General features: G+C 39.0%; 10 protein-coding genes and 1 pseudogene. 3 read left to right on the top strand and 8 right to left on the bottom strand.

The features are described from left to right. Positions 1-138: 138 nt before the first annotated feature. Both ACGF49_RS12150 and ACGF49_RS12155 read right to left on the bottom strand, forming a co-directional pair. On the bottom strand, positions 139-1,014 hold the full coding sequence (locus ACGF49_RS12150; protein WP_205068580.1) for a pentapeptide repeat-containing protein: 876 nt from the start codon (positions 1,012-1,014) through the stop codon (positions 139-141). 584 nt (positions 1,015-1,598) lie between these two features. Continuing rightward, a pseudogene (locus ACGF49_RS12155) lies at positions 1,599-2,672 on the bottom strand (tryptophan 7-halogenase); the annotation flags it as partial. 267 nt (positions 2,673-2,939) lie between these two features. On the opposite strand from ACGF49_RS12155, the gene ACGF49_RS12160 reads away from it, so the two are divergent. Next, complete coding sequence (locus ACGF49_RS12160) at positions 2,940-3,572, top strand: LysE family translocator (RefSeq protein ID WP_113026245.1); 633 nt, start codon at positions 2,940-2,942, stop codon at positions 3,570-3,572. Positions 3,573-3,714: 142 nt separating this feature from the next. On the opposite strand, the gene phoA is transcribed toward ACGF49_RS12160, so the two are convergent. From phoA to ACGF49_RS12190, 6 genes are all read right to left on the bottom strand, one after another. After that, a complete protein-coding gene (gene phoA / locus ACGF49_RS12165; RefSeq protein WP_262978400.1) occupies positions 3,715-5,157 on the bottom strand; it encodes an alkaline phosphatase in 1,443 nt (480 codons plus the stop codon). A gap of 104 nt (positions 5,158-5,261) precedes the next feature. Next, positions 5,262-6,830: an alpha/beta hydrolase-fold protein gene (locus ACGF49_RS12170; protein WP_228902810.1), complete on the bottom strand. Its 1,569-nt coding sequence runs from the start codon at positions 6,828-6,830 to the stop codon at positions 5,262-5,264. A 355-nt stretch (positions 6,831-7,185) separates the two neighbouring features. Then, a complete protein-coding gene (locus ACGF49_RS12175; RefSeq protein WP_228902813.1) occupies positions 7,186-8,631 on the bottom strand; it encodes a 4-hydroxyphenylacetate 3-hydroxylase family protein in 1,446 nt (481 codons plus the stop codon). After that, the gene (locus tag ACGF49_RS12180; protein WP_387491148.1) at positions 8,624-8,755 is read right to left on the bottom strand and encodes a hypothetical protein; all 132 of its coding nucleotides are present in this window, start codon (positions 8,753-8,755) and stop codon (positions 8,624-8,626) included. The genes ACGF49_RS12175 and ACGF49_RS12180 overlap by 8 nt, the downstream gene beginning before the upstream one ends. Positions 8,756-9,201: 446 nt before the next feature. After that, on the bottom strand, positions 9,202-9,822 hold the full coding sequence (locus ACGF49_RS12185; protein WP_262978516.1) for a DUF3156 family protein: 621 nt from the start codon (positions 9,820-9,822) through the stop codon (positions 9,202-9,204). Further along, positions 9,797-11,290 (bottom strand): APC family permease, encoded by a 1,494-nt coding sequence (locus ACGF49_RS12190; RefSeq protein WP_113044316.1) that lies wholly within the window; start codon positions 11,288-11,290, stop codon positions 9,797-9,799. Before ACGF49_RS12190 ends, ACGF49_RS12185 begins: the two co-directional genes overlap by 26 nt. A 451-nt stretch (positions 11,291-11,741) precedes the next feature. Between ACGF49_RS12190 and ACGF49_RS12195 the strand changes: the two genes are divergently transcribed. Further along, a complete protein-coding gene (locus ACGF49_RS12195) occupies positions 11,742-12,401 on the top strand; it encodes a response regulator transcription factor (RefSeq protein ID WP_113044315.1) in 660 nt (219 codons plus the stop codon). A 263-nt stretch (positions 12,402-12,664) separates the two neighbouring features. Further along, positions 12,665-12,808 (top strand): hypothetical protein, encoded by a 144-nt coding sequence (locus ACGF49_RS12200; RefSeq protein ID WP_387491152.1) that lies wholly within the window; start codon positions 12,665-12,667, stop codon positions 12,806-12,808. The last annotated feature ends 66 nt before the right edge of the window (positions 12,809-12,874 follow it).

The raw sequence follows: 12,874 nt of genomic DNA on the forward strand, positions 1-12,874 counted from the left end.
ATGCGGACAATAGCAAAACCAGCAAAAATTCAAAGAGTGTTAACAGTTAAATAATCAGAGGTGTCTCCAGTACATAGGATAATAAGGAAAATATTCTTTTTTATCCTAACGAATATAACCTCAGTTGCCTTTTCTACTTTAATTATCTGGATGGATGATAAACCCCATTTCTTCCATCAAAGGAATCATTTGCCATTCAAATATTTCAACGCCAGAAAAATCTAATAATCTCACGTCTATATTAGATATTTCCGCATTCCTTAAATCAGCTTTAAATATTGATAACCCATCATAGCGGGATGGAGAAAAAATAGTATTAGTTAGATTTGAACCTTCAAGGTTTACGCCTGATAATACAACTGAAACTAAATTACTTTCTGATAAGTCGCACTTTTCAAGATATACGCCTTCAAAATCTGAATATTTAAAGTTTGATTTTGTTAATGTTGCTGAGCTGAATATAACTTTTCGACTGACTACTTTTGTAAAGTCGGCAAGCTCAAAATGACACCCTTGCGCCTGACACCTATCAATTGTTATATCAAATAGCTCAGCACGATAAAAATTACTTGTTGAAATATCACAGCAAATAAACTTTGAACTACGTAAGTCTGCACTATGAAAATCACAACCTTTTTGACTATCTTTACTATAAAATAATGTATTTTCAAACTCACCATTTGAAATATTGGCTTCAATAAAGTCACAGTTAAATACTTGACAATTTATTAAACGCAAACCATTTAAGTTTGCACCTGAAAACTTCGAATCAATGATAACACAGCTTTTAAATACTAAATCTGGTTGATGTTCATTACTCCAGTCCAAATTATTAAATTTTCTACCTTCAATTATACCTGTTTCTTCTGAAATATCTAAACTAGACTCAAACATATTAAATCTTCTCACTATACGATGATTCATACGAGCTATTACTCTATCTAAACCATAAATTGTATACCCGTTATCTTTCAAGTTGCCTCTTTGTTGGCCGCACTCACTCACCCCAGTCACATCGTTATCTATGCTCCCGGGGATTCGCTCCCTTGCCGTCGCGATCCATCTTGAAATCCATAGGGTATATGATAGAAACGAATTTCAGAAAATGATTTTCCAATGAAATTTCCAATTCTGGAACCATTACCTTACCTCCCCCTTTGAATTTGTATATACACATCAATTTAGATAGGGTTTGTTGAATAAGTCAAGGAAGTTTTGAAGAAGACGAATGGAAGGTTGAAATATACAACACCAGGAAAATGTAAGTTCTGATGAAGACTTCACATTTCTATTAATATTACCTTTCAAAATATTATCTGTATAAACAAGTTAGCGGGAAAACCGTCTCCTTTCCCCTCCCCAGAACGACAAGGTTTTTCGGAAGCTGATTAATGATAAACTCACCCGGTAGCTTACCTTTACTCTGGTAAGCTACCGCCCTTAGATTACTGGCGCTCTAAATGCCATATAAATACTTTACGAATAACTTTTCAGTCTTATATAGATTATTTGGATAATCGAGATTAATTTAATACAACACATCTTAAGTAAGGTTTTAAACTTACTGAATCCAATAGGCACCAATTTTTTACCTGTTATCAATCTTTATTTTTTAAGTTATGTAGATGTTGTAAATATTCATGGCATGTTGGTAAATTATTTACCATATTTTCTGCTTTCATATAATGGCGCAATAACATCTCATCCGCTTCATCAGGCATCATTAATGATAATGCTGGTTTACTCCTTAGTGAATCTGAACCCAAACCCAGAATCATAGTATTCCACGAATATTCTTCAAAACCATGATAGAAAGGATAGATAGTTTCTTTATCCAGCAAATGATCTTCCGCTAACATTATTTTTTTTAAAAGCTCTTTAGGTAATTCAACATTTTTCCATTCTTTCCAGTACACAGTATCATTACGCTTTGCTAATGAGAAATGGAGCAATAGAAACTCTTTAACACCATCAACAACACGATTAACTCGCGTATTATACTCTTCAATGAGTAACTCATTGCCGCTACTTCTTGGAAAAAATCTGACGAGCTGCTCAATTCCATGTTGAATGAAAAAAATTCCCGTTGATTCTAAAGGTTCAACAAATGCGCTTGATAATCCAATCGCTACGCAATTCTTTACCCAAGAACGATTGCTACGACCAATTCTCATTCTAATATGATTTGCAACACACTCTGCATTTTCATATGGAATGGATTTCCTTAATTCAGCTTCAGCTTCTTCAGGGCTTTGGTATGTATCACAATATACGTACCCATAACCATTCCTCTTATACAAAGGAATCGTCCAACGCCATCCATTGGACATTGTACGAGCTGTTGTATATGGTTCAATATCACCCGTATCCTTTCTAGGTACTCGTAATGCTACTGCTCGGTTATTTTTTAGCACATCTGAAAAACTCACAAATGGCTCATTCAATGCCTTGTTAATTAATAATCCTTTGAATCCAGTACAATCAATATAGAGATCAGCTTTAAGTTTTCCGTGTATTTTTGTTTCCAGATATCCTATTTTTCCATTCTCATCAATTTCTATATGAGTCACATCATCTTCTATATGGCTAACACCTCGATTCATTGCATAACGTTTTAGAAAACTCGCAACGCCATCCGCATCAAAATGATAGGCATATGGGAACTGAGCCCTCTGTTCTGCTAATGTTGATTGTCCGAGCGACGCATCAGGACTTTGCGTAAAAAGTCATTATAGACATCATATTTTTATTTTTTATCGAATCACACTACTCAAATGTTAAAAAACCAATAGTAATTTGTCACATAACATTATTATTTCTAAACTGCATTTTATTTTTACACCAAGTAACCATCATTACTGAAAATATACTAACGAGTCGTTTTCAGATATTATGTGGAATTTCCGAAAAGCCACATCAATATTAGAGGATATCGTTTAATGGAGCATCTCATTCATTATTTCTCATCCAACGAAAGCCTAAAAATATTCTACCTTTCATCTTTTTTATTAGTTATGCCAGGACCAACAAATACATTGATATTATCTTCTGGATTGAAGATAAACTGGAGAAAATTACAAAAAATAATAATTATTGTAATGTTAGGTTATTTAATTTCCGTTAGTATCTTAGGTTTTACCTTAACATTTATTTACTTATATTTCCCTTGGATTAATTTTCTGCTGAAAATTTTATCTGCAATTTACATTGCCTTTTTATCAATAAAAATTTGGAAATCTTCATTAACCTCTAGTTGCTCAGATGAAATAACGTTCAAAGAAATATTTATAACAACATTACTTAGTCCAAAAGCATTCATACTAGCTTCTTATATTATTCCCTCTTATGCTTTTGAATTACCAACTATATACTTATCCTCAATGGTAATTTTACTTTTAACTCTATATCCAGTTTCCTGCTTATGGGCATTATTAGGCAAGACTTTACATTTGCTGCATATGCAAAGTAGCTATATACAGCCTAATTATTTCTTTAAAATTGCATCACTAACTTTAATGGCTTTTTCCATATCACTAATTTATTCATCAAATCTAGAGTATTTCTCTCAATAATTTTATTTAGTTCACAGCTGTATTTGTCCTACCAATGTAATTAGAGAAAAATATACACTAAAAAAACAAAAAAATTAAGGCCAGAGAATATCCGGCCTTAACTCTTTATTCCTCAACCACTTATTCCCCAACCACCCAAAAATTACTTTAACTTCATCGCATCACGTATCGTGAAGAATAGATCTGTCTGGTCAGTCAGACCTACAACATTGGCTGCCTGAGGGCCATAAGCAGCCACTCGTAGCTGAGTACCCGTATGTTCCTGTTCCTTACCCTCAGAAGTACCGTAGCTAACTGCCATCACCGAACCATCTTTCGTGATTAATGCCTGAGTCAGCCCCGGAGATTTTATATCAGCTTCAATAATCTGACTGGCGTGAGCATGATCAGCGGTGACAATAACTAATGTATCACCGTGTTTACGCGCATATTTCAAACCAACTTGTACCGCCTCATCCAATGCGACAGTTTCACCAATCTGTCCACAAGGATTAGCTTTGTGATCCTGCTTATCAATCGAAGCGCTCTCCACTTGTAAGAAGAAACCTTTCTGATTTTCTTTCAACAGATCAATGGCTTTCTCCGTCATCTGTGCCAACGTCGGCGCATCAGGATTCCGTTTCGAGTTGACTTTACAAGTCACTGGGGGATTATCAATATTACCGTGATAAACGGCTTTAGGTCCTTCCCAAGCAATGTCCATATTGTCTTCATGGAACAAGCCCAACAACGGTGTTTTCTGATCCGCTCTAGTCACGGATGCCAGTGACTTAGCATCCCTGACCAACTGATAACCCTGTTCCTGTGCCTGCTGTTCCAACGTTTTATCCTTGCCAGTACCAACAACCGATTTCTGGGCGAAAATCTTGGCACCTCCACCTAATGTGATATCAGCACGAGCCACTAATAATTGCTCGGTGATCGAACCACGCCCGCCATTTTCTAGCGCATTCGTTGGACATTTTTTTATCGTCTCTTGCGGACCATAACAGCCACGGTCAGTGACATGCGCATACAGTGCTGCTGGCGTGGCATCCTGCACTCTAGCCGTCGTTACGTTGCCTGTCGCTTTACCATTCGCTTTTGCCAGCTCAAGCAGAGTTTGGTGATCTTTACCAAATACATCAACACCCAACGCGCCATTATAGGTTTTTACACCAGAAGCCCAAGCGGTGGCAGAAGCCGCTGAGTCAGTCGCATAGTTGGGTTTACGACTCTTTTTATCCAGAGAATAGTGAGTGTACTGGCCGGTAAATGGCAAGGCATCAATTCCTTTGAAAAATCCACCCGCGCCTTCTGCATAGTTACGAGCAATAGTAATCTCAGAATCCCCCATACCATCACCAATAAACAAAATAACGTTCTTAGCTTTATGATTATTTATCGCTGCTTTTAATGCCTCAGTCTGGTTTTGAGTCATACGGCGAGCCCCACCAAATTCCGTAATATTACCTTTCACCGCCCGACCTTCCGCCATAATTTGATTAGCATTTTGATCATCAGTCGCCAACACCGGTAAGCTGACACCTGAAATTAAGGCTGAGACCATGACTACAACCAAACTTTTCGTATATTTGTTCGACATTAAGGTTTCCTTATTAAAACGCAATCGGAATAAAAATCATCGTTATCTGATAAAGGGATACTAAATAAATTATGTGACAATTATGTGAAGAAAATAGAATTAACTCACCATTTCGCCACCAATGATCGGGTTCCGTGGTACAAGGTTTCACACCACGAAATATAATTGTGGCCACTAGAAACCTCACTGGATTCAACTGGATAACCTTTCTGTAATAATGTCTCTTTCATGCGGCGATTATTATATAAAATGCCCTCCAATTCCCCCACATGGGTTTCGAACAATCCCGCCTGTAAGTAGAAACGCAAGGGTTTTTTCTCTGCTTTGGCAAATTCACGGATTAACCATTCAGGCTTTTCTCCCTGAGGAGCCCACCAATACGAACCAGACATACTAAGGACATTGCCAAACAATTCAGGATGATTAAATGCCACCCATGCAGATGCCAATCCACCATAACTGGAACCTGAAATAATGGTGCGTTCTGCCGGGGCTTTAATACCCTGAGCCGCCAGCCACGGCATCAACTCACTCGCCATGAATTCAGCAAAATTAGGATTAGGCGGTAATTCCTGACCTCGACGTACACTATCCAAGCTATCAATAAACACCACATACATAGGCGGGATCTTGCCCTGTTCGATCAGGGAATCAAAGAATCTATCAATGTAATACTGTTTGCGGTAAATCCGCCCATCAAATAGCACCAACATAGCAGGCTGTTTCATCGGAGTAACCGGTTGATAAATCGCAATTTCCCGACTATTACCTAAAATCCTGCTCTCAAGCTGATGAAGTTTAGTCGCTCCCTGAAAAGGTAATTGCTTGAATTGTGCGATATCACACAGGGTCGGCCTTAATGCCAGCAATGAATCATGATTAAACACATCTTCGGATACAGCCGGTACTACATTTTTATTCAATGGATCGGCCTGTGCAGTAATCAAAATCGACCTACGCTGTTCGTCAGCCGAGCCTTCAATCCGCGGCAAATCCGGAGCCAATTTATATTGCATCAAGGTATCTGACGGAACGATATAGCTACGAAACCAGACATCAGAACCTGCTAAATGTGACATCGGATCATGATCACCACTCGGTGCCCCCAGAATAAAGACATTCGCTTTTGCGCCGCGCCACAGGAAAGTGACGCGCTTATTTTTATCATCATAATCTTCAATCAACGGCGCACCCTTGCGGGTTATTTCCCGCCAGAAGGCATGGGGGCCTTTTCCTTGTGCAATTTCAGTTTGAAGTTGTTTCAGACGCAGGCTTTCTGGCTGCTGCCTGTAATCATTATCCTTGGGAATATAAGATGGAAATGACAATGTAAGCTGCCACGGTTCTCCTGCGTTGCCCCTGGCTGCCAACCGGTATTTTCCCGCCAGAGGAACAGTAAAGCCAATTAACTGACGAGCATCCACCGGGTTATCAGTGAAAAGCGTACGAATATGTTGTTGATTACCCTTCTGCGCGACTAACTTCCGCATACCCAATGCCGATCCACGTACATAATGTTCAGGCTGAATATTAAACTCAATACACGCTCCCCCTTGAGAATTAAAATTCCCGGTTATTATTTGCTGATCTTCCTGAAAGTTTATTTTGTGGCACTGAGAGGCAAAGACATTAAAGGAAGCCATAAGAGTACATATCATTATGTTTACTTTCATTTTATTCTCTTTTTTGACTGTTGATTGTTGGTATTCGATTTTTTGACGCGGCAAATCATGCACTAAATTTTTATTTAAGCATAAGAACAATTACTATTATTAATAGAATAATTTGTGTATTAACTTTCAAAAACAAGATATAAATATGTCAAAATATTTCAGCAAAATAACTCTCTAACAAGATGAAATAATTTATAGATGGACACATAAACAATTCAACATTTCAATATGCTATTAATCAAGTCACCTCATCTTTTAAACGATTAAAGAACAAAAAACGGGATATAATCTATCCCGCTTCTTCACATTCGATAAAAATAAAACTGATTAACTGCATTCGAATTAAATACAGAATTCAACTCACATCAATAGAGTCTAAAATCCCTTTGCTCATACTTTTAGCAAAATCCCAATCATATTTTTCATAAACACGAGACAAAGCAATAAAAGGCGCACCTGAATAGAACATTTCATATTGAGTATGACGTGATGCAAACTCAGAACCAATAGCATCCCACACTAATTTCAGTAATTTCACTCGTTCAATGGGTGCCAACAAAGTTGAATATTGCGTTTTTTCTATTAAGTCACGAATTTCTGGATTTGCTAAGTCAATATAGCTTGACGGTAACATAATCACACCACCCCCTGAGAGTTTTCTGATGTTTTCTATCACCTTTGGATAAGTTGATTGTAATAAGACCTGGCAAGCATACAGTTGTGAGCGATTAGGAATATAATACTCATTATGTCGATCAGGATTATTAATCAAACCACGAAACAGCCCTTCAATATTAGTGGCACAGCAAGCAAGCTCAGCTAATGACTCACGAACAGCAGGAATCTCATTGACGCCAGTGGCTTCGGTAAGTTGATGAGCCAAACCCGTTAAGAAATGTAGCTTAACGGCATACCGAGCCATACCTTGAACATCCATTAAAACGTCAGCGCCAGTTGCCAGAAATTGCTGGCGACACATCTCCGTATTTTTATAAATAAACACTCTTTCCCACGGAACGAAAACATCGTCGAAATAAACGACAGCATCATTTTCGTCAAATTGATGCGATAAAGGAGAATCAAATTTATTGCTGCCTATTTCATAGGACTTTCTGGAAAGAATTTTTATTCCTTTTGTATTCAATGGTAAGGCAAAAGACACAGCATATTTATCATCAACCCCTTCTTTGAGTGGATTAAACACGCCAACCACAACTTCTTCTGCAAGGATGGCGGCTGTCCCTAACATCTTTGCCCCGCGAACAATTATTCCTTGCGGTTTTTCCTCCAATACACCAAGAGTATGAAATTCATTTTTTATATGCTCACTGGGGGTTTTGGAACGATCACCTTGTGGATTGACTAAGGTGAAAGACAAATAAATATCTTTATCGCGGGCATAGGAATAGTAATTTTTTAACGCTTCAGCTCTATCCTTAGAATATTCCTCGAATATTTCCAAGTGAGTCATCATTCCGGTAAGCGCAGCGGAAACATGATCTGGGCTTCTACCTAACCAACCACAACTCTGCATTGCCCAGGCATACGCAGCCTCACCTCTGGCAATTAATTTCTCTCGGGTAGTAGGAAGCTCCCAATATAAACCAACGCGCTTACCACCAGACGTTTCGAACGTCATCTGATCAGCATGTGCTGCCTGGTAATCGTAAAGTGAAGCTACGGTTCTAATTGCATTCCGAAAAGCAGGGTGATCCACGTGATTAGTGATCTTTTCTCCATTCAGAAAAATCGTTCTTCCATCACGCAGGCTTTCAATATATTCTTCACCAGTCCTAGACATTAACAATTTCCTCCGAAATATATCCGTTATCTTTCAAGTTGCCCTTTGTTAGCTGCCCTCGCTCACCCCGGTCACATAGTTCGCTATGCTCCCACAGATTCGCTCCCTTGCCGTCGCGATACATCTTGAAATCCATAAGATATAGAATTGATTTTAGGTAAATCGATCTTCAAAGACTTGATAATTCCTTGCCCTATTGTCAAGCATTGCCATTTAAATTTTCCTATCTATTATTTTACATATTCAGTATAGATTGAATAACAATGATTCGATAAAAGATTTCAGTAAATTTACCTGAGTATCTGTGATCTCTATCTTAAAATCAAAGTCAATAATTCTGGTGATATGGGGCCAGCTGGATTTAGCAATATGATCGATTACCAGATCAATCTCGCTAATTATTTAAGATCGCAACTAACGAAAAATGATTGGCAGATATTGATCAGCTTGTCGATACTTTAAATATGGCGAGAAATTCTGTGCCAATGTAAATATCCATTGCGCTCACATCACCACCACCACCGACCCTTGAATAAAGATCGGTGGTTTTTTTTTAAAAATAAACAAAAGTTATCCGTATCTTATTGTTTTTTCATCTACCTTCCTCATGAATTGACTAAACATCAGCAACGTACTGAGCAACAAATGGCGCTGTTCAGAAGTCAAACGTAAATAACGACGACTGGCCGGCAATCGGCTGACAACCTCAGAAGCGGCAAAATGTTCCACCTCAAATTGCCATCGTCCCTGATGAATATTTAATGTGAGATGCCGGAAATCCAACTCAGCTAATGTTTCACCAATTAATGGATACTGATTGAGTAAATCAATAATCTGTTGCCCAAACTCTGCACCATGACAACAGTAATAAGTCACGGTTTTTCGCCGAAATATCCCCTTTACCTTGGCTTTAATAACGATTTTTTCCTTGAGTGACGTGATTCCCTGCAAACGAAAACAACAACTGACAATATAGGCCAGAAACAGCGTCTTCGGCTTTTCACAAACTTCAATCTGCAATCCATCAGGTAACGTCACTTGCAAACTTTCTGCTGATAAACGCTCACAACAGTAAGGCGATAAATTCTGTTTCAACCGGCTTAGCGTTACACCTGCCTGATAGCCAGTAGGATAGCGGGGTTTATTTAACCGCCGCCAAATACCATCAATTAAGGGAACGAAGTGGCTCAAGTTGTACCTCCGGCAATTCACCCTGAGTGAAAGTATGTGAAAGTACCTGTTCAACGGGTACGGGTTTAAACGGATTCACCCGTTGCACACAGAGCGTCCAAAACAGAGCATAGCTGGCGGTCAGGCCCAACATGATGGCGAATGGAATATACACATCACCGGGATTCATTCCCGGAGGTGTAATGTGAATGATCGCCAAAATAATTCCTACACTAGAGACAATTTGAGGTAATGGGAAAAAAGGAGATTTATAAGCACGATGTAAATCAGGTCTGCGAATACGCAGTAATATCACGGAACATGTCACCAACAAATAAGCGACACACCAGGCACATACCGCTGCCAGCACCAAAGGCATAATCCGGTTCAAATCACCTTGAATAATAAAGGCATGTAAACAGGGGATAATTACCGCAACCAAAATCCCAAATATTGGCGTTTTAAAACGTGGATGTAGATAAGCAAAAATACGCGGCAATGCGCCATCTAATGCCATACCATAGAGAATACGTGGTACCGCCGCCATCAGGGTATTAATCGTTGCCGCTCCCGCCAATAATAACCCGATACCAATCCAATATTTACCAAAATCCCCCATCACCTGGCCGGCAAAAGCAGGAATGGCCATTGGCGTTTCCAGCAAACGAACATTATTTTCTACATCCACCAGCACATTTTCTACCTGATGACTGATTGACGCCCCATATAGCCCCATACAGAAAGCCACCCCACACAGGCCCGTCACCATTGCTCGCGGCAAAACTTTGGCAGAATTTTTAATTTCCGGCGCCATTGGCGTCACGAGTTCACAGCCGACAAACATAAACATTGCCATACCTACCAGACTCAGCACGGCAAAGGGATCGCTTACATTAAGCCCCTCACCAAACCAACTCTCCAGCGGCACAGCAAACGGCATTAATAATCCGCAAATACTGAAAATAACCAAGGTACTCCACATGCAGGATGTCAGCACAATTTCGACTTTACCGAACGCTTCAATACCCAACGCATTAAGTAATCCGAACGTAATAACGAGCCCAACGCCGACCATCCATGAAGCGTTATGACTTTCCACCACCGTATTAAGGCCGTCAAAATTCACTAATGCCATAATACCGGAGAGGATCGTTTCTGCCGTACCCGCAAAAATATGAACAATCAAATAAGCCGAAAGCGCACCAGTAATTGCCCAGAACCGCCCCATGCCACAAGAAATATAGTCATAAACAGAGCCGGAAGTAGGCAAAATAGCTGCTGCCTCAGCAAACGTCGTCACTTGGGCCTGCATCATGATAAAACTGATCAATATTGCCAGTACGAAAGTGTCACCACCAATCCCAAAGCCACTGGTCACAGTCAGAATAACCGGACTCGCCATGATCACCCCGATGGAACTTGCCAATGTAGTAGGAAACCCCACCACTCCCTTTTCAATATGCGAAGTCAGTCGTGTTGACATCTTCATTTATTTTCCCTTTTACTTCCGATCGTAGAAATAACGCTCACAGCGATTTATTTGTGAATTTTTTGTAAACTTTATTGAGGATAAATAAATACACTATAGAAAGTGAAACGGAATACCGGCTATCGTCCTAAAGAACGATATCTAAAGGGGGATTCATAGCCGAAAAGGTGTGACGAAAAACACCAGAAAAAAACAAAAATCAAAAATAATCACTTAAATATCAATCAATAAAAATAGATTACTTAATCAATGCATTAAGAAATTATTTCAGATATATACTAAAATCTCTATTCTTAACAGGTGATCATCACGGTGAGAAATTTCAATTATTGCAATCTATATCACGTTATTAATATGTTTATTTTGTGTTGACTCTGGATTTTAATTAGCGTTTAATTAATCATCAGTATTGATTTATCCAGTTAGACATTATTCTAAAGGGAGAACTTTCTTGTCTACTGTACTACCGAATAGCCGTGAAAATGCTCTAATCCACAGCTGCTTAAACACCATTGCGCATCTGATTCCTATCTCAGCCGCAGCATTCTATTTGGTGAATAATGAATTACGCCCTGAGAATTACATTCTATATGGTATTTCCGACGAAACTCACCAGAATTATCTGACTCATTTTCAGCATTTAGATCCGTTAAAACCGGCTAATTATCAACAAAATGATATCAATATGGTTGGCATGGATCAGAAAACACTGACTAAACATAACAAATATTATCATGAATTTATGCAGCCAAATAATATACAGGACATCGCTGAAATATTTATCCGTCAACACAACCGAATTATTGCCGGCGTCTCTTTATTACGAGATACCCCATTTACACCAAAAGACTTTAACCGCCTCAGTGCTATTCTGCCATTAATTGAATTAGCTGTCAGGGACTTGCTTCCTGAAACACCCACTATTCTGACAGATAAAGAGCAAGAAATTATTAATTTGATAAGAGAAGGATCAAGTAACAAACGTATTGCACAGATACTTAATATTTCCCTATCTACCGTCAAAACCCACCTGCGCAATATCTTTGCCAAAACAAAAGTGACTAATCGCACTGAATTGGTTTCCAACGGGTTTATTACTCGACATTTGTGATTAACAGGATTTAATAAATTATCTGCAACAATAACCCAGTTAAATGGCTTTCCAAAGAATGTTATTACACCATCTGCTATGCACTGAGCGGCAACTGGGTAAACAAGACTACCCCGGCAACAGAGCCAGTTCAATGAGATTAAGTTACGGTAGATCATAATCAGGCCGGAAGATCGCGGAGATCTTCCGGCTCTTAACTTTATTCTTCGATAGTGAACATATTAATTATTTCATCTTTAGATTTATTATATGGAGGTATCCCGATGGCTGACACCCACCAGTTGAGCATGTTCATTGTAGTGATAGCGACAGAGCAGTGCACGGTTGCCGTTATACAATACCTGCCAGACGGCGGTCAGGCGCTGTCTTTCCTACACAAATATTTTAACCTGCCCCCTCGTTATTGAACTTTTTCCTCATAGATTGATCTCAATAACAAACACGACTTGAGGTAATCTTTATGTTTTCAACCT

Source organism: Photorhabdus sp. RM96S (assembly GCF_042879335.1).
Classification (GTDB): Bacteria; Pseudomonadota; Gammaproteobacteria; order Enterobacterales; family Enterobacteriaceae; genus Photorhabdus; species Photorhabdus kayaii.